Source organism: Bordetella sp. H567, assembly GCF_001704295.1.
Classification (GTDB): domain Bacteria; phylum Pseudomonadota; class Gammaproteobacteria; order Burkholderiales; family Burkholderiaceae_B; genus Bordetella_C.
The window spans coordinates 2,263,440-2,281,097 of sequence record NZ_CP012334.1; the positions used below are offsets into that span (position 1 = coordinate 2,263,440).

Consider the following 17,658-nt stretch of genomic DNA (forward strand, 5'->3'; position numbering starts at 1 on the left):
TACAATATGTTTCATGGTTAACCCGACCGCATCACGCGCCGTCCTGGCCTTGGCCAGGGCGGCTTTCTTCTGCCTGCTTTTCGGCTGGGGAATCAGCGGTGCGTTGGAACTGGACTCCGCACGGCTGGAGCAGGTCGCCGCCAGCCGCTACGGCGGCAAGGGCGCGCATGCGGTCGCCGCGTGGCTGCAATTGCTGCAGGACGATGCCGCGCTAGCCGAGGCCGACAAGCTGTCCAGCGTGAACAACTTCTGGAACCGGCGCCTGATGCAGGCGGAAGACCAGACGATATGGGGTCAGGCCGACTACTGGGCCACGCCGCTGGAAGCCCTGGGCAAGGGTGCCGGGGATTGCGAAGACTTCGTCATCGGCAAGTATTTTTCCTTGATCAAGCTGGGGGTGCCGACCAGCAAGCTGCGCTTCGTGTATGTCCGGGCGCGCATCGGCGGTCCGGAAAGCAGCGAACAGATCGCGCATATGGTGTTGGCCTACTATTCGACGGCCGATGCCGTCCCGCTGGTCCTGGATAGCCTGATATCCGATATCCTGCCCGCCAGCCAGCGTCGGGATCTGACCCCCGTATTCAGTTTCAATGCCGACGGCGTGTACGTCGACGGCAAACATGCCGCACCGGTCGATCGAATCGGCCGCTGGCGCGACCTGCTTCAGCGCATGGCGCGCGAAGGCATCCGGCAATAGGCATTGCAGGAAACCACTATGTCCATACTTCGACAACTACTGCTCAGTATCACTATCGCCATCGCGATCATCCTGCTCGGTACCCTGGCGCTGAGCGTGACGGCGGCGCGGGACTACCTGGCGGGCCAGCTGCAGGTGCAAAGCAGCGACGCCGCCGTATCGCTGGCGCTGTCGCTGTCCCAGCCGGCGAACAGTTCGCGCGTGACGCAGGAGTTGCTGGTGTCGGCCTTGTACGACGGCGGGCATTTTTCGCTGGTGCGGCTGACCGACCCGCAGGGCAAGACCATCATCGAACGTAGCGGCCAGAGCGCGTCGACCGCGGTACCGAACTGGTTCCAGCGCCTGGTACCTTTGTCGGCCAAGTCGGCCAGCCATGTGGTTACCGACGGCTGGCGCCAGATCGGCGAGGTAACGCTGACCGCCAACGACACCTATGCCTGGGAAACGCTCTGGGCCAGCAGCGTGCAGATGATCCTGGTGATCGTCGCGGCCGGCGTGGTCTGGGCCCTGTTTGCCTTCGCCCTGGTGCGCTGGATCGAAAAACGCTTGCTGGCCGAGGTCGGCGAACACATGCTGGCGATCGGCCGCGGCCAGTTCGGCGGGGCGCTGACGGCACGGGTGCCGGAATTGTCGGGTATCACCGAAGCCCTGAACCAGACCCGTGAACAGCTGCGCGCCACCACGGAGGAACAGACGGCGCGCATCGAGTCCCTGGAGATCGAGGTCAACCAGGATCCGGTTACCGGCCTGGCCAATCGCAAGTACTTCATCAATGAATTCCTGCGCGCGGTGGACAAGGGCGCTGGCAAGCCCAAGGATGGCCAGGCACTGCCGGAAACGGGCCATGTGCTTGTGTCCCGCCAACGCGATCTGGCGGCGATCAACCGCCATATGCCGCGTGAGTTCGTGGACCAGTGGCTGGCGGGCCTGGGCAGCCGCGTGGCGGCCTTGCTGGACCAGTTCCAGTTGAACGATACGCTGGTCGCGCGGCTGAACGGTTCGGACTTCGCGCTGCTGATGCCCGGCTGCGCCGCGCCGACCGCCATGCTGGTGGCCGAGCGCTTGCGCAACGAACTGCGCGAGGCGCGCATCCCGGTGGGCGAGGGCGGGCTGTGCCGCTGGGCGCTGGGCATGACCGATTACCAGCGCGGCGCCAAGGTCGGCGATCTGTTGGGACGCCTGGATTTCGCCTTGATGCGCGGCGAAAGCGCGGGCGACGACCACGTGCAGCTGGCGACCGACGAAGCGCAGGCCTTGTCCGCGCACGGCGAGTCGGCATGGCGCCAGGCCATTACCGACGGCATCGAGCGGCAGCGCTTCACGCTGGCGCTGGAACCTCTGTTGGCGCTGGACGGGTCGGTCATCCGCCAGGAATCCACTTTGATGCTGCACAGCCAGGGTTCGCCGGAACCCATCCCGGCCAAGTTGTTCATTCCGGCGGCGACGCGCCTGGACCTGACGGCGGAATGCGATATCCAGGCGGTGCGCCTGGCGGTCAGCTGGCTGATGATGAACGAAGGCGACGTGACGGTGCGCATCGCGATGCCTTCGCTCTCGCATCCCAATTTCCTGCTGCAGGTCGAACGCATGCTGGCCGAGCGCAAGCAGCTCGCCGCGCGGCTGTACCTGGAAGTCGACGCCCACGCGGTCGCGGAGCGGCGCGACGCCGTGGCGGAGCTGTGCCGCATCGCGCACGATTGCGGCGCCCACGTGGGTGTGCGGCGGCTGGCGCAGCAGCTCAGCGCGGTCAGCCTGCTGCACAGCCTGTCGCTGGCCTATGTGAAGCTGGGCGGCGGCTTCGTCACCGGCATGGCGCGCAGCCTGGGCAGCCAGCAACTGGCGGTGTCGGTGTTGGAAACCGCGCGCTCGCTGGGCATCCAGGTGTATGCGGAGGACGTGCCGGACGAGGCGACGCGCGGCATCCTGGCGAAGCTGGGCGTGAACGTGATGCGCGGACCGGGCATCGCGGCGGCTCCGGGCGCGGAGTGAATCGAATCGGGCATGCGCCGCCGCTGACCACAATTGTTCGGTAGGAAGTCAAAATCTGAAGATTCCGTCGTTACACCGGTCAGGCCAATCGTGTTATCGCGATGCGCGCGGCTTCGGCGATCAGGCTTTCGTCCGCCTTGGCATGCGTGTCCCGGCTACCCGTGTATATCGCCAGCACGATAGGCGGACGGCCCGGCGGCCAGACGATACCGAAGTCGTTCGCGCTGCCGTAGTCTCCCGTGCCGGTTTTGTCGGCCACCTGCCAGCCGGCCGGCACGGCCGCGCGGATGCGGTGGTCGCCCGTCTTGTTGCCCAGCAGCCATGTCTTGAGCCGCGTGCGCGCCTCGGCGGGCAAGGCGTTGCCCAGAACCAGCGCTTCCAGCATCCTGCCCATGTCCGCCGGCGTGGATGTGTCGCGCTCGTCGCCGGGGATGGCGGTGTTCAGTGCGGTCTCGTAGCGGTCCAGGCGAAAGCTCTTGTTGCCCACATCGCGCGCATAGGCGGTCAGCGCGCGGGGCCCGCCCAGGCGATGCAGCAGCAGATTGGCGGCGGTGTTGTCGCTGTACTGCACCGCCGCCGCGCACAGTTCGGCCACCGTCATGCCGCCGCCCAGGCGTTCCTTCGTGACGGGGGAATAGGAAGCCAGATCGTGTTGCGTATAGATGATGCGTCGTTCCAGCAGCCCCGGCTGGGCGGCATCCTGCGCCAGCGTGGCCGCGGCGAGCACGGCCTTGAAGGTGCTGCAGAAGGCGAAGCGCTCGTTCGCCCGGTAGGCGATTTCCCGGCCGGTGCCGGTTTCCAGGGCATAGAGCCCCAGTCGGCGCTGATGGGACCGTTCAAGCCGCGCAAATTCCGCATCGATCGCGGTGCCGACGGCGGCATCATCGCCGTCGCGGGCGGGCAAGTGGCCGCCGGCCAGTGCGGGGCGGATCCATAGCAGGGGCGTCGCGGCTGCCCATAGGAGGGCTTGCCGCCGAGTCAAGCTGGCGGAGGCATGTTCGGTGTGTCGCGGCATGGCGTGTCTCTCTTCGATGAAAAAAGCAGGGTGTGAATATCGGTTCGTGACGATCGCCGCATCCGGTTCCTCCAGCAAACGAGGATAAATCGCGCGGCATGTCGCCCGGCATGCGGGCCTTCCATGACTGGCCATCGCGCAGGCGCGTTGGTGGTTCGTTTATTTGCCATTGAATGCCGGAATATGGCATTACGGAACGCTCGCGCTGGCGGGCGTAAGCGCGCGGATAATCCCGGATACCAGAGATTACGCGTGGGCCCACGGCCTTTCGCGTTATCAATCTAGTCCATTCATACCGACACGGATCCGGAGCCACCATCATATCCACAGCGCGCATCGGCGACCTCGAAATGCACTATGAAATGCAGGGCGCCGGAGATCCTATTGTGCTGGTCGCCGGCTATACCTGCGATCGAACATTCTGGAATGCGGTCGTGCCGTCGCTCGCTGCCCGCCATACCGTGGGCACGCTCGATAACCGCGCCGTCGGACGTTCCCGGGACGAGGGCAAGGCGTTCACCATCGACACCATGGCCGGCGACACGGCGGACCTGATCCGCCATCTGGGCTTGACCCGCCCCGGACTGGTGGGGCAGTCCATGGGCGGTGCCATCGTGCAAACCATGCTGGCGCGGTTCCCGGATGTCTGCGGGCCTTGCGCCATTGTCAACTCGACCCGTTCATTCAGCAGGACCACGCTGCTGGCCTTGAGAACCTTGCTGGCGCTGCGCCAGGCCGATGCGGACCTGGACCTGCAGGTGAACACGGCGCTGCCCTGGCTGGCCGGCAAGGCATGGCTCGCGTCCGCCGAAAACATCGCGGCATTCAAGACCGCGCTGCTGAATCATCCCGCCCCGCAATCGCTCGCGGACCAGGACCGGCAACTGCACGCGCTGGAGTCTTTCCAGGCGGACAAGGACGGTACGCCGTGGACCTATCCTTCGCTCGTCGTATCGGCGACAGAGGACGTGATCACCACGCCGGCGGAGGGCAAGGCGCTGGCCGCGATCCTGGGCGCGGCCTACACCGAGTTGCCGGGCGGCCATCAAACGCCCATCGAAGAGCCTGCCCGCCTCGCCGACGTGCTGGGTGATTTCTTCGCCGCCAGCCCTAGGTAAAACCCGCAGCCACGCGCTTTCCCGTTGACGCCCCCGGTGGGGGCGCCCTACCATGATGTGCATACGTAGTCACATCGGGGCCGATTCCGGTCGCCGGCAGGGGAAGTGGACATGAGCGCAAAAACGCAGCCGGTGCCGCCGCAGGCCGCCGGCATGGTCGACGGCGAATGGGAAATCCGCTGCGACATGGCGGCCATCTTCCGGGCCATGAACCGCCTGGGCATGAACGAACAGATCGCCAACCACTGCAGCATGATGCTGCCCGGCACCGACAACCTGTTCCTGATCAACGCGCGCGGCTATCACTACAGCGAGATCACGGCCAGTAGCCTGATCGTCTGCGATTTGCAGGGCAACGTCCTGCGCGGGGACGGCGAACTGCGCAAGGTCGCCTTCCACATTCACGCACGCCTGCATCTGAAGCACCCGCAGGCCCGCTGCATCCTGCACGTGCACCCGCAATATCTGACCGCGCTGTCCATGCTGGAAGAGGGCAGGCTGGAGTTGGTGCACCAGAACAGCGCCATGCTCTATGACCGTGTGGCCTATGACGAGGTCCACAACGGCGTCGTGCTGTGGGACGAGGAAGGCGACCGCATCGCCGAGGTGCTGGGCGAACGCACCATCCTGATCATGAAAAACCATGGCGTCACGGTGGTCGGCCCCAGCGTGGCGGAGGCCTTCGACGAACTCTATATCGCCGAACGCACCTGCATGTACCAGATGACCGCCATGGGCACCGGTATGAAGCTGGCAAGCATCGGCGACAACTTGCGCGACCGCTACAACGGCCCATGGGGAGAGCGCTTCGACGCGCGCCTGCACCTGGACGCCTGGCGTCGCATGCTGGACAAGCAGGAACCGGACTACGCGACCTGATCCGGCGCACCTAAGACTACTCAAGGGGAAGTGAATATGAAGCGATTCTTTCCGAGCGCCGGCTTGCTGGCCGCGACGTGCATGGCCGCTTTGGTGCTGGCGGCCGCCCCGGCGCATGCCCAGAAGCGCGGCGGCGACGTGGTGGTGGCGCAGCAGGCACAGCCGCCCAGCCTGGACGCGCAGATCACCTTCGCCCAGGCCGCCCGCAATATCAATCTGCACATCTATGAAGCGCTGTTCGCGCGCAACGACAAAGGCGAGACCATCCCGGAACTGGCGGAAAGCCATACCGCGGCGCCGGACAGCCTGTCGTACGAGATCAAGCTGCGCAAGGGTGTCCTGTTCCACAACATGAAGGAAATGAAGGCCCCCGACGTGAAGGCGTCGCTGGAGCGCTACGCCCGCTACGGCGGCAGCGCGCAGAACATGTCGCTCGTCGACCATATCGACATCGTGGACGACTACACGATCAAGATCTTCATGAAGAAGCCCTTCCAGGGGTTCATCGAATTCCTGGGCTCGCCGCGCGCGCCCGTGGCCATCTATCCGGCCGAGGAGGCCGCCAAGGGCCCGAACCAGATCAATGTGATCGGCACCGGCCCCTTCCAGTTGGTGGAATACAAGCCGGACAGCTACGTCAAACTCAAGCGCTTCGATTCGTATTCCGCCAATCCCAACTACAAGGGCCGCGACGGCCTGGGTGGGCGCAAGACGGCGTATTTCGATACGGTGACCTTCCGCTTCATGCCCGAGGCCGGCGCGCGCGAGTCGGCGCTGCAGACCAACGAGGTGCAGGTGCTGGAAGCCATTTCGCCCACCGCGGCCAAGCGACTGAAGAACGACAGCAACATCAAGATCTACGAGATGATGCCGTGGGCCTTCCAGACCATCATCCTGAACGCCGGGGCACCGCCCACCGATAACCTGAAGGTGCGGCAGGCGATTCAGGCTGCTCTGGACGATGAGGAAATCATGGCGATTTCGACGGATGGCCTGTACCGCATGACGCATGGCTGGCAGCATCCCGGCACGCCTTACTACGCCGGCGACGTCGGCAAGAGCCTGTACAACCAGCACAACCTGGATCTGGCCAAGAAGCTGCTGAAGGAGTCCGGCTACAAGGGCGAGGAAATCACCTTCATCGCCGACAACGGTTTCAAGAACCACAACGATACGGCCGTCATCGCCACGCAGCAGTTGCAGGCTATCGGGATGAATGTCAAGCTGCGCATCGCCGACTGGCCCACCACGCTGGCCGCCCGCGACAAGCCCGCGGGATGGAACCTGTTTCCCATCATGGTGGGCATCGAGCCGTACGAAGGACCGAACGGCGTGGCCGTGCTGTTCTCCGGCGAGCAGAACTGGCAGCATCACAAGGATGCCGGACTGGAAGCCGCCGTGGCAAAGCTGAACAGCGCTCCCGACCTGGCCGACCGCAAGGCCGCCTTCGCCACCATCCAGCAAATCGTCTACGAACAGGTGTACGCGATCAAGGTGGGCGATATCGGCGTACTCGAGGCCGCGCGGTCCAACCTGAAGAACTTCGTGCCGCATCGCGTTCCCCGCATGTGGGACGTCTGGTACGACTAAGCGAGGATCGCGGGCAAGCCGCGGCGGGTTAGACGCGCCGCGATCCCGCGCCAGGGAGTTCGCATGCTGATGTATCTGGTGCGCCGATTGCTGAGCGCCATTCCGGTCTTGGTGCTGGTGTCCCTGCTGACGCTCAGCCTGATCTGGCTCGTTCCCGGCGACGCGGCAGCGGAGCTCGCGGGGCCTGGGGCCAGCGCGCACGAGCTGGCGCGCCTGCGCACGGAACTGGGCCTGGATCAACCCGCCTATGTCCAGGCTTGGCGCTGGTACGTCAACGTGCTGCACGGCGACCTGGGGAGGTCGCTGCTGTTGAACCGCGGCGTGACCGAGGCCATCCTGGAACGCCTGCCGGTGACAGCGTCGCTGACTTTGCTGGCCCTGCTGATGACCGTGGCGGTGGGCATGAGCACAGGCATCCTGGCCGCCGTGCGGCGCAATACCTGGGTGGATCAACTGGCCATGTCGCTTGCCATGCTGGGCCTGTCGCTCCCGGATTTCTGGCTGGGGTTGGTCGGCATCTATCTTTTTTCCGTAAAGCTGGGCTGGTTTCCGACGGGCGGATACGTTCCGTTCGGGCAAAGTCCGCTGGGCTGGCTGCACAGTCTGTTCTTGCCGGCGGCCGCGCTGGCGGCGACGCAGCTGGGATTGCTGGCGCGCATGACGCGCTCCAGCATGCTGGAAGTGCTGGGCCAGGACTACATCCGCACCGCGCGCGCCAAGGGTGTGCCGCCGCGTACCGTGGTGGGCCGGCATGCGCTGGTCAATATCGCCGTGCCGACGCTGACCGTGATCGGCGTGAACGTGGGCATTCTGATCGGCGGGGCGGTAATCATCGAATCGGTTTTTTCCGTTCCCGGCGTGGGGCGGCTGGTCATCGGCGCAATCCAGCGGCGCGATCTGCCGGTGATACAGGGTGGCCTGCTGATGATCGCGTGCGCCATGGTGATCGTCAATCTGCTCGTCGACCTGCTTTACGCCGTTTTCGATCCGAGGGTGCGCCATGGCCGTTGAACTGACCGCAGGGGGAGCGGGGACCGCGCCCGGATGGTGGCGGCGCGTGGCCGCTTCGCGCATGGTGGTCCGGTTGCGCGGGCACCGGCTGTTCATGACGGGACTGGTACTGCTGACCGTCATCCTGTTGATGTCCTTGCTGGCTGGGTGGTTGGCGCCTTATTCGCCGGTGGTCAACGATTACCGGTATCGGCTGGGGGCGCCGAATGCCACGCACTGGATGGGAACAGACAGTTTCGGTCGGGACGTGTTCAGCCGCATGCTGTATGGCAGCCGGGTGTCGCTGCGCATCGGCTTTTTCGTGACGTTATTCACGGGGTTGTTGGGGACGGCGATCGGCCTGTGCGCCGGCTATTTTCGCCGGCTGGAGAACCCCCTCATGCGGGTGATGGACGCGCTGATGGCCTTTCCCGGGATCCTGCTGGCCATTGCGCTGTCTTCGGTGCTGGGGCCGTCGGAGATGAATGTGGTGATTGCGCTGGTGATCACCTATACGCCCCGTACGGCGCGCATCATGCGGGCGGCGGCGCTGGTGCTGGTCCAGATGGAATTCGTGCAGGCGGCGAAGGTGGCCGGAGCGGGGCATTTCCGCATCCTGGTGCGCCACATTGCCATGAATAGCCTGGCGCCGTTGATCGTTCAGATGACCTTTATCTTCGCGATATCGATACTTGCGGAGGCCGTGCTCAGTTTCATCGGAGTGGGGCCTCCGCCGCCTACGCCTACCTGGGGCAACATTATCGCGGACGGGCGCGATTTCATTCCGGATGCGCCTTGGATTTGCTTGTTCCCGGGTGGGGTTTTGGCGATGACGGTGCTGGGGCTCAACTTGATCGGCGACGGGTTGCGGGATGTGCTGGATCCGCGGGTGCGGGTTGAGGGGCGGTAGGTCGTCGGCGTTGCGGCTTGTGGTGGGTGTATTGCTAATGCCGTCCGTCGGGGGTGAGGCCTGTCGGGGCCGGCCCGATCGGGCGGTCCGGCCCGCGGGGGCCGGACACCGCTGCGCTCACCTCGTCCGCCGGGCGTTTGGTGTTGGGGTTTTTCTTGATGGGGTCAGCGCCTCGGCTCCCTTCGGTATCCGCTTGCTCGCCCTCAACGGGCCGGCCCCGACAGGCCTCACCCCCGACGGACTCCGTTGTGCCTTAATCACTATCCGCTGACACGATCTGTGTTCTTGCGCTTCGTGGGTGCTGGCTTTCGCTGGTGGAAGACCTTGTCACGCCCGTCGTTCGCGGCCGCCCAGCGCGGCCACGAAGCGACCTACGCCGTTGTGGCATGCCGGGGTTGCCGGCATGTGGACGTTGCTGAAATGAAGTGGAAATCGCTGCCTGCAAAATCCGCTGCCTGCAAAGTTTCTGCGCATTGCACGCACCCTATGCATGCAAAAACCGCCAGCGTATTCGCGACCGTCGCCGTCTAGCAACCGTTGCATGCCTAAACCGCGTAGGCGGTGGGAGTGTCATAAATTTTGTGTTTGAGGCCTAACATAGCTGCTCCAGAGGAGCACATTATGGCTACCAAGCAAAAGGCACCTCCGAGGGAATTGCCATCGATTCCTGCAAATCTGATGGATGAGTTCGTCAAAGGTCCGATGACGCCGGAGTCGGTGCAGGACCTTTCGATGGCGTTCAAGAAGGCCCTGATCGAACGGGCGCTGGGCGCGGAAATGGGCCAGCACCTGGGCTATGGCGCCGGCACGGACCCGCCCGAAGGCAGCACTAACCATCGCAACGGCACCAGTGGCAAGACGGTGATAACCGACGATGGGCCGCTACGCGTGGACATTCCCCGGGACCGGCAAGGCAGTTTTGCGCCGATCCTGATTCCCAAGCACAAGCGTCGATTTACGGGATTTGATGACAAGATCATCGCCATGTACGCCCGGGGGATGACGGTGCGCGAGATCCAAGGTTTTCTGCTTGAGCAGTACGGCACGGAAGTCTCGCCCGAGTTCATCAGTTCGGTGACCGACGCGGTTATGGAAGAGGTGATCGCCTGGCAGAACCGCCCTTTGGAGACCATGTATCCGGTGGTGTTCTTCGACGCGTTGCGGGTGAAGATCCGCGAAGATGGCGTGGTACGCAACAAGGCGGTGTACCTGGCGCTGGCGATCCTGCCGGACGGCACTCGTGACATCCTGGGCCTGTGGATCGAGCAGACCGAGGGATCGAAGTTCTGGATGAAGGTGTTCAACGAACTCAAGACTCGGGGCACGCTGGATATCCTGATCGCGGTCACCGACGGCTTAAAGGGAATGGAGCAGGCGCTGAACGCGGTATTTCCAAGCACCACACTGCAAACGTGCATCGTGCATCTGATGCGCAGTAGCGTCGAATATGCGAGCTGGAAGGAGCGCCGGATAGTGGCTGCGGCTCTCAGGCCGATCTATACCGCACCGACCGTGGAGGCTGCGCAAGCGGCGCTGGCAGTGTTCGAGCAAGGCAGTTGGGGCCAAAGATATCCGACCATCGCCCAGACCTGGCATCGCGCCTGGGACCGCGTGATCCCGTTCTTTACGTTTCCCCCGGCGATCCGAAAGATCATCTACACCACCAATGCCATCGAGAGCTTGAATGCGCAATTGCGCCGATCGGTAAAGACCCGTGGACACTTCCCCAGTGACGACGCCGCAACCAAGTTATTGTGGTTAGTCCTGCGCAATATCACGGGCACCTGGGGCTGCGCCACGCACGACTGGAGGTTGGCCATGAACCAGTTTGCCATCATCTATGCAGAACGCTTCACCGACCCATATCACTGAAGTAGCATGAACCTGGAGAGTCAGAAACACGACGACGTTCAAATGCCTCAAACACAAAAATCCTGACAGTCCCTAGGCGGTTCGTGGCCGCGCTGGGCGGCTGCGAAGCGACGGGCAAGACCAGACCTTCCATCGGCAGAACGCAAGCCCCCACGAAGCCCAAGAACACAGACCGTGCCAGCGGACGTGATGGATAGACACCGGAGTCCGTCGGGGGTGAGGCCTGTTGGGGCCGGCCCGTTGAGGGCGAGCAAGCGGATACCGAAGGGAGCCGAGGCGCTGACGCCGTCAAGAAAAACCCCAACACCGAACGCCCGGCGGACGAGGTGAGCGCAGCGGTGTCCGGCCCCCGCGGGCCGGACCGCCCGATCGGGCCGGCCCCAACAGGCCTCACCCCCGACGGACGGCATTAGCAATACACCCACCAGCAGCAACCCTGAAACACCCAACCTAAAACGACCCCCGCCGCACCAACTCCCCCTGCAGCACCTCCCGAACCGGCGTCAAATCCGCCGGCTGCTCCAGCAGGTCCAAGGCAACATCGATCATCCGGTCCAGCGGATTGCTGTACGTGGTAAGCATGTAAGGCGGCCAGCTGGCATTCGGAATATCGTCGAACCCAACGATGGAAGGCGCTGACCCCAATCCCCCCGGCATCCCGCGATATCCATCCAGCATCCCGATCGCCACCATATCGTCGCCGCAGAACACCGCATCCACCGGTACGTCCCGCTCGCGCAAGATGCCTGCGGCTTCATAGCCCCAGGCGTGCGAGAAAGCCCCTTCCAGCACCACCTCCGGCGTCACGCCCTGTTCACGCAGCGCCTGCAGGAACGCATCCCGCCGCACCACGTTCGTCGGTGAATCCGGCAGGCCGCCGATATATGCGATACGCCGCTTGCCCGCCGCAATGAAATCGTACGCCACCAGCCGGCTGCCATGCACGTTGTCGCAGGATACCCCGTGCACCGCTTTCTCTTCGACATACCGGTTCACCATCACGATAGGCGTCCCGCTTTGCCGCACCTGCCGCGCGATGCGGGCGCCGATGCTGACGTTGGCGATCAGGATGCCCTTGACGCGGTAGCGCAGCGCCAGCGGCAACTGGCGGTCGATATCCTGGCCGGGCGGCGAATTCAGCAGCAGCACTTCCTGCCCCCGCCGCTGGATCGCCAGCGTCATCTTTTCCAGCATCTGGGGCACGAACGGGTGCGTGATATTGCTGGTGACCACCGCCACGATATTCGAGCGCCCCTTGACCAGCGAGCGCGCCGCCATGTCCGGCAGATAACCCAGCTTGCGCGCCGCTTTTTCGATCTGCTGGCGAACCTCCGCGGCCACGTACCCGCGTCCCGCGAACACGCGCGACACCGCGCTTTGCGACACGCCGGCTTCCCGCGCCACGTCCTTTTGCGTGTTTCCGTTCTTCTGGGCCCGCGGCGCGCGGGACTTCGGCAGGGCAGGGGTCGTTCGCTGCGTCGACAAGAGGGCATTCCGTTGATGGCGGGCCGTGGGGCAGTATAGCGAGCTACGTAGCGGCCCGATAGGGCAATCCGCCGCCCGCTTCGTCCCAGTGCGGATTGCTGGCGATCAGGTCCGTCAGGAAGTCGACGAACGCGCGCACCTTCGGCGAGAGATTCTTGCCTGGAAGATAGACGGCGGACACTTGCGGGCCCAGCGCGACATAGTCGGTCAGGATGGCCTGCAGCCGTCCGTCGCGCAGCGCATCGGCGGCGATGAAGTTGCTGATCATCGCCACGCCCAGGCCAGCCGTCGCGGCTTCCAGCAGCGATTCCGCGTTGTTGATGTTCAGCCGTCCCGACACCGTCCTGCCAAAGGTGCGACCGTCCTTGATGAATTGCCATTCGCGGTAGCGGCCCGTATGCATCAGCACATAGGCCAGGCAATGGTGATCGTCCAGGTCATCGGGCGTGGCGGGCTCGCCATGGCGCGCCAGGTATTCCGGCGCGGCGCAAGCCACGAAGCGCAGGTTGCACAAGCGCCGTCCGATCAGGCGCGCATCGGCAAGTTCGCCGATCTGCACCGCGACATCGATGCCTTCGTAGGCCAGGTCCACCATGCGGTCGCTCAGCTCCGCGTCCAGCACCAGGTCGGGATAGCGTTCGATGAAGCCGCTCAGGTGCGGCACGATGACGCGGCGGCCAAATCCCACCGGCATGTGCACACGCAGGCGTCCGTGCGGGGCCGCGCGCGAACGGTTCAGCGAGTTCTCGGCGTCCTCGACATCCGCGAGTATCTGTTGGCAGCGTTCGAAAAAACTCGCGCCGTCGTTGGTCAGGCCCACCGAACGCGTCGTCCGGTGCAGCAGGCGCAGGCCCAGTTCCTGTTCCAACCGCGTGATGGCCTTGCTGACCGCGGAAGAGGTCAGGCCCAGATGCTTGGCGGCGTCGGTGAAGCTGCGCGTCTCGGCGACCTTGGCGAACACGCGCAAGGCGTTCAGGTTTTCCATATTGATTCATGAACCTGGTTCATCAGTGTTTGTAATTCTAGCCAATTGATCGGTCTGGCAGCTGAAATTAGACTGCTCTGCATCACAACAGCACGCCTCTGCGGCGCGGGCGCCCGCCCAAGCCGAAAGAGCGCGTCCCGCACGGAGACCGATGTTCCATGCCGCAGCCGCATCCCGCCACAGGCGCCTTCGCGTCCCCGGACGCTCGTGCAGCCGAAGATGCTGCCGGCCTGCCCGCCTACGACGTGTTCGCCGTGAAGTACGCGACGCGCCCGGCGCAGCGCGTCGCCAACTTCCTGGGTGGTGATCCGCACGATGCGCCGATGCCGATGGATTACTACGTGTGGCTCATCCGCGATGCGCAGCGCATCGTCCTGGTGGATACAGGCTTTGCTCAGGACATGGCCGACAAGCGGCACCGCACCCTGTTGTGCCATCCGGCGCAGGCGCTGGAACGATTGGGCGTGCAGGCCGGCGACGTCGGCGACATCGTCATCACGCACTTGCACAACGACCACGCGGGCACGCTCGCGGACTATCCGAACGCACGATTCCATCTGCAGGATAGCGAGATGGCCTTCGCCACGGGTAGACATATGTGCTGCGGCATGCTGAATCGCGCCTACGAGCCCGACCACGTATGCGGCATGGTGCGCCTGGTCTATGGCGACCGGGTGGTCTTTCACGATGGCGACGCGGCAATCGCGCCAGGCATCAGCGTGCACCGCATCGGCGGCCATACCGATGGGCTGCAGGCCGTGCGGGTGCATACGACGCGGGGCTGGGTGGTGCTGGCTTCGGACGCCAGCCATTACTACGAGCACTTCGAGCAGGATCGCGTATTTCCGCTGGTCTACAGCGTGGGCGACGTGCTGCAGGGTTATCGGCGCCTGAAGGCCCTGGCGGCGTCGCCGGACCACGTCGTGCCCGGGCACGACCCGCTGGTGATGGAGCGCTACCCCAGCGCGGGGCCGGGCCTGGACGGCATCGCCGTGCGCCTGGACGTCGCACCGCGCCGCTGAGGCGATTCATTCGAAGTCGACAAGGAGACAAGCCGAATGCTGCTGCAACAGCCCGGGCTGATAGGCGGATTGCGCCTGAAGAATCGCGTGGTGATGGCGCCCATGGGCACCAACTACAGCACCACGGACGGCCTTTCCACCGAACGCGACAAACAGTACTACGAAGAGCGGGCACGCGGCGGCGTGGGCATGATCATGACCGAAGCGATGGTCGTGACCGAGCAGGCGCGCCCGCACAACAATTCGCTGTGCTGCTATCACGACCGCTTCATTCCCGGCCTGGCCAGCATCGTGGAGGCGATCAAGCGCCACGATTGCGCGGTATTCGGCCAGCTGAACCACCGAGGCGCGCTGCTGCGCCGCTCGGTGCTGAACATGGAGCCGGTCGGGCCGTCGCCATGGGCCAATCCCAATACCGGCGATACGGTGCGGCCGCTGTCCATTGCCGAGATCGCGGAGATCCAGACGCTGTTCGTGGCGGCGGCGCGGCGCCTGTGGCTGGCCGGCTATGACGGCGTGGAGATCCATGCCGCCAACGGCTATCTCTTCCAGCAGTTCTTCAGTCCGCGCATCAACCGGCGCGACGACGCCTACGGCGGCTCGATCGAGAACCGCATGCGTTTCCTGCTGGAGACCATCGGCCGCATGCGCGACGCCTTGCCGGACCTGCGCCTGGGGATACGCCTGAGCGCCAGCGAGTTCGCCGACGGCGGCTACGGGGAGGACGAGATCATCGCGCTGGCGCGGGCCGTGGAGCACGCGGGTGCCGACGCGATCGATCTGTCCGGCGGCAGCAATGAAAGCCCGCAGCTGTCCAAGTTCTGCATCCAGCCGCCGTCGTTTCCGCGCGGCTGCCTGGCCGACACGGCGCGGCCCATCAAGCAGGCCGTGGGCATCCCGGTGTTCGTGGCCGGTCGCATGGTCCAGCCGGAGGATGCGGAACAGGTACTGGCCAGCGGCGCCGCGGATTTCGTATCCATTGGCCGCGCCCTGTATGCCGACCCGCATTGGACGGCAAAGGCCTTCGGCCGTATCGACGCGCCCATCCGCGCCTGTATCGCCTGCAATGTCTGCTTCGAGCGGCTGACGCTGGAAAAGGACGTGGCCTGTGTGCAGAACCCGATGATGGGCACGGAATTCGAACGCCTGGAATACGCGGAGCCGCAGCTGTTCGCGCCACCGGCCGGGCCGCGTGCCCGGGTGCTGGTGCTGGGTGCCGGCGTCGCCGGCATCGAGGCGGCGCGCGTGCTGAAGGGCCGCGGCCACGTGGTGGAGGTCTGGGAAAGCGGGGACCGGCCCGGTGGGCAGATGCCGCTGGCCACGGCCTCACCCGACAAGCAGGAAGTCGAACCCGTGTGGAGCTATCGCTGGGGGACCGTGCAGCGCATGGGCATTCCTGTTCGACTGGGCGTGGCCGCGGACGAGGGCGCCATCCGCGACTTCGCGCCGGACTACATCGTCGTGGCGACGGGTTCGCGTCCCGCCGCGCCCCCATTGGATGTCGGCGCGCTGGCGTCCACGGTGCGCGTGCGGCATGCCTGGGAGGTGCTGGCCGATCTGGACGCGCTGCCGAAGGGCACTCGCGTGACCATCGTGGGCGGCGGCATGGTCGGGGCGGAAACCGCGGATGCGCTGCGCGTGCGTGGCGCGCGGGTCACCGTGCTGGAAATCCAGGCGGGCATTGCCAACGGCATGGCGCGCAACAACAAATTCGAACTGGTGGAGCGCCTGGCCGCCGACGGCGTGACGCTGCTCACCCGCTGCCGCATCCTGAAGGCGGAGGGCGAGACGCTGGAGATCCAGGTACAGGACGAGGCGCCGCGGCGCATCGCGGCCGGCGACATGCTGGTGTTCGCCACGGGGCCGCGGCCGAACCTGGCTGTGTTGCCGGCGGTGGAGGCCACCGGCATCCCGCACGCCCGCATCGGCGATTGCAATGTCCCAGGCGACTTCCTGGCCGCGCTGCGCGATGCCTGGATGGTGGCGCTTAGCGTGGATGAGCGCATCCATCGGCGGCAGGCGGACGAGAGCAGTCGGAAGGAATTGCAGGCGTGAACACCAACGGCCATGGAGCTGAGACATGAACGATAAGGACAAGGGGACGGCGGACAAGGGGACGCGGATCTGGGCGCCGCTGGCTTTCGCGGCCGCCGCGGCATTGCTGGCCGGCCCCGTGTGCGCCGCGGCCGGCGCGGACGCAGCCGCGAATTTTCCAGACCGGCCGGTGAAGCTGATCGTACCGTTTCCGCCCGGCGGCGGTACGGACATCCTCGCACGCCCGATGGCGCAGAAGCTTGGCGAAAAATGGAAGCAGCCCGTCGTCATTGAAAACCGCGCCGGCGCCGGCGGCAATATCGGCACGGAGGCCGCCGCGCGGGCGCCCGCGGACGGCTACACCATCGTTCTGGGCACGGTCGGCACCCATGCCATCAACCAGAGCCTGTACCGCAATCTGCCGTATGACGCGACGCGCGATTTCACCGCCATCACGATGGTGGCGAACACGCCCAATGTCCTGGTGCTGAACCCCGGCGTGCGGGCGCGCTCGGTGCAGGAACTCATCGCCATGGCCAAGGCCAAGCCGGGCACGCTCAATTACGCTTCTCCGGGCAACGGCACGCCGCCGCACCTGGCCGCGGAAATCTTCAAAAGCATGGCCGGGGTTTCCATCACGCATGTGCCCTACAAGGGCAGCGGCCCCGCCATGACGGACCTGTTGGGCGGACAGGTGCAGATGATGATCGCCAACGCGCCGGTAGTGCTGCCGTACATCAAGTCGGGCAAGCTGATCGGCCTGGCAACGACCAGCGCGACGCGGCCGGCCATGCTGCGCGATATCCCCACGCTGTCGGAAAGCGGCCTGAAGGGCTACGAGGCGGATACCTGGTATGGGCTGTTCGCGCCGGCGGGAACGCCGCCGGCCGTTATCGCGAAGCTCAACGCCGACGTGGTCGCGGTGCTGAAGTCGCCGGACATCCAGGCATTCTTCGCGGAGCAGGGCGCCGAGGTCATCGGCGACAGCGCGGCCGACGCCAACGCCAAGGTGCGTGCCGAGGTGGACAAATGGCACGCGGTCATCCAGTCCATTGGCCTGAAGATGGACTAG

The 17,658-nt window shown here is 65.1% G+C and carries 14 protein-coding genes; 11 read left to right on the top strand and 3 right to left on the bottom strand.

What is annotated here, in order from left to right; genetic code table 11:
• Nucleotides 1–13 precede the first annotated feature (13 nt).
• Nucleotides 14–697 carry a transglutaminase-like cysteine peptidase gene (locus AKI39_RS10200; RefSeq protein ID WP_083228756.1) on the top strand — a complete coding sequence of 228 codons (684 nt, stop codon included), beginning with the start codon at nt 14–16 and terminating at the stop codon, nt 695–697.
• 18 nt (nt 698–715) lie between these two features.
• Nucleotides 716–2,686 carry a bifunctional diguanylate cyclase/phosphodiesterase gene (locus AKI39_RS10205; protein WP_066635155.1) on the top strand — a complete coding sequence of 657 codons (1,971 nt, stop codon included), beginning with the start codon at nt 716–718 and terminating at the stop codon, nt 2,684–2,686.
• Between the two features lie 79 nt (nt 2,687–2,765).
• Here AKI39_RS10205 and bla read toward each other — a convergent pair whose 3' ends face one another.
• Nucleotides 2,766–3,701, bottom strand: a complete 936-nt coding sequence (gene bla / locus AKI39_RS10210; RefSeq protein ID WP_066642673.1) for a class A beta-lactamase — start codon at nt 3,699–3,701, stop codon at nt 2,766–2,768.
• 350 nt (nt 3,702–4,051) lie between these two features.
• Here bla and AKI39_RS10215 point away from each other — a divergent pair, with 350 nt between their 5' ends.
• The 6 genes from AKI39_RS10215 (at nt 4,052) to AKI39_RS10240 (ending at nt 11,060) form a co-directional block, all read left to right on the top strand.
• Nucleotides 4,052–4,819 carry an alpha/beta fold hydrolase gene (locus AKI39_RS10215; RefSeq protein WP_066635158.1) on the top strand — a complete coding sequence of 256 codons (768 nt, stop codon included), beginning with the start codon at nt 4,052–4,054 and terminating at the stop codon, nt 4,817–4,819.
• 111 nt (nt 4,820–4,930) lie between these two features.
• Nucleotides 4,931–5,698: a class II aldolase/adducin family protein gene (locus tag AKI39_RS10220; protein WP_066635161.1), complete on the top strand. Its 768-nt coding sequence runs from the start codon at nt 4,931–4,933 to the stop codon at nt 5,696–5,698.
• A gap of 36 nt (nt 5,699–5,734) precedes the next feature.
• Nucleotides 5,735–7,288: an ABC transporter substrate-binding protein gene (locus tag AKI39_RS10225; RefSeq protein WP_066635163.1), complete on the top strand. Its 1,554-nt coding sequence runs from the start codon at nt 5,735–5,737 to the stop codon at nt 7,286–7,288.
• A 63-nt stretch (nt 7,289–7,351) separates the two neighbouring features.
• Nucleotides 7,352–8,299 (top strand): ABC transporter permease, encoded by a 948-nt coding sequence (locus tag AKI39_RS10230; RefSeq protein ID WP_066635165.1) that lies wholly within the window; start codon nt 7,352–7,354, stop codon nt 8,297–8,299.
• Complete coding sequence (locus tag AKI39_RS10235) at nt 8,289–9,188, top strand: ABC transporter permease (protein ID WP_083228757.1); 900 nt, start codon at nt 8,289–8,291, stop codon at nt 9,186–9,188. Before AKI39_RS10230 ends, AKI39_RS10235 begins: the two co-directional genes overlap by 11 nt.
• Nucleotides 9,189–9,809: 621 nt before the next feature.
• The gene (locus tag AKI39_RS10240; RefSeq protein ID WP_066631610.1) at nt 9,810–11,060 is read left to right on the top strand and encodes an IS256 family transposase; all 1,251 of its coding nucleotides are present in this window, start codon (nt 9,810–9,812) and stop codon (nt 11,058–11,060) included.
• Between the two features lie 450 nt (nt 11,061–11,510).
• Here the strand turns inward: AKI39_RS10240 and AKI39_RS10245 are convergent, their stop codons facing one another.
• Together AKI39_RS10245 and AKI39_RS10250 are read right to left on the bottom strand one after the other, a co-directional pair.
• The gene (locus tag AKI39_RS10245; RefSeq protein ID WP_066635170.1) at nt 11,511–12,545 is read right to left on the bottom strand and encodes a LacI family DNA-binding transcriptional regulator; all 1,035 of its coding nucleotides are present in this window, start codon (nt 12,543–12,545) and stop codon (nt 11,511–11,513) included.
• Nucleotides 12,546–12,588: 43 nt separating this feature from the next.
• Nucleotides 12,589–13,530: a LysR family transcriptional regulator gene (locus tag AKI39_RS10250; RefSeq protein WP_066635177.1), complete on the bottom strand. Its 942-nt coding sequence runs from the start codon at nt 13,528–13,530 to the stop codon at nt 12,589–12,591.
• Between the two features lie 158 nt (nt 13,531–13,688).
• On the opposite strand from AKI39_RS10250, the gene AKI39_RS10255 reads away from it, so the two are divergent.
• From AKI39_RS10255 to AKI39_RS10265, 3 genes are read left to right on the top strand one after another with little or no spacing between them, the layout of a single operon-like run.
• Nucleotides 13,689–14,552, top strand: a complete 864-nt coding sequence (locus AKI39_RS10255; RefSeq protein ID WP_083228758.1) for an N-acyl homoserine lactonase family protein — start codon at nt 13,689–13,691, stop codon at nt 14,550–14,552.
• Between the two features lie 36 nt (nt 14,553–14,588).
• A complete protein-coding gene (locus tag AKI39_RS10260) occupies nt 14,589–16,607 on the top strand; it encodes an NAD(P)/FAD-dependent oxidoreductase (RefSeq protein WP_066635181.1) in 2,019 nt (672 codons plus the stop codon).
• Between the two features lie 25 nt (nt 16,608–16,632).
• Nucleotides 16,633–17,658, top strand: coding sequence for a tripartite tricarboxylate transporter substrate binding protein (locus tag AKI39_RS10265; RefSeq protein WP_083228759.1), 1,026 nt, complete (start codon nt 16,633–16,635; stop codon nt 17,656–17,658).

Excerpts from the sequence above, each read along its gene's own strand:
- bla (WP_066642673.1), bottom strand. The coding sequence starts at position 3,701 with ATGCCGCGACACACCGAACATGCCTCCGCCAGCTTGACTCGGCGGCAA.
- AKI39_RS10225 (WP_066635163.1), top strand. The coding sequence starts at position 5,735 with ATGAAGCGATTCTTTCCGAGCGCCGGCTTGCTGGCCGCGACGTGCATG.
- AKI39_RS10230 (WP_066635165.1), top strand. The coding sequence starts at position 7,352 with ATGCTGATGTATCTGGTGCGCCGATTGCTGAGCGCCATTCCGGTCTTG.
- AKI39_RS10200 (WP_083228756.1), top strand. The coding sequence starts at position 14 with ATGGTTAACCCGACCGCATCACGCGCCGTCCTGGCCTTGGCCAGGGCG.
- AKI39_RS10235 (WP_083228757.1), top strand. The coding sequence starts at position 8,289 with ATGGCCGTTGAACTGACCGCAGGGGGAGCGGGGACCGCGCCCGGATGG.
- AKI39_RS10255 (WP_083228758.1), top strand. The coding sequence starts at position 13,689 with ATGCCGCAGCCGCATCCCGCCACAGGCGCCTTCGCGTCCCCGGACGCT.
- AKI39_RS10250 (WP_066635177.1), bottom strand. The coding sequence starts at position 13,530 with ATGGAAAACCTGAACGCCTTGCGCGTGTTCGCCAAGGTCGCCGAGACG.
- AKI39_RS10220 (WP_066635161.1), top strand. The coding sequence starts at position 4,931 with ATGAGCGCAAAAACGCAGCCGGTGCCGCCGCAGGCCGCCGGCATGGTC.
- AKI39_RS10240 (WP_066631610.1), top strand. The coding sequence starts at position 9,810 with ATGGCTACCAAGCAAAAGGCACCTCCGAGGGAATTGCCATCGATTCCT.
- AKI39_RS10205 (WP_066635155.1), top strand. The coding sequence starts at position 716 with ATGTCCATACTTCGACAACTACTGCTCAGTATCACTATCGCCATCGCG.
- AKI39_RS10215 (WP_066635158.1), top strand. The coding sequence starts at position 4,052 with ATGCACTATGAAATGCAGGGCGCCGGAGATCCTATTGTGCTGGTCGCC.
- AKI39_RS10260 (WP_066635181.1), top strand. The coding sequence starts at position 14,589 with ATGCTGCTGCAACAGCCCGGGCTGATAGGCGGATTGCGCCTGAAGAAT.
- AKI39_RS10265 (WP_083228759.1), top strand. The coding sequence starts at position 16,633 with ATGAACGATAAGGACAAGGGGACGGCGGACAAGGGGACGCGGATCTGG.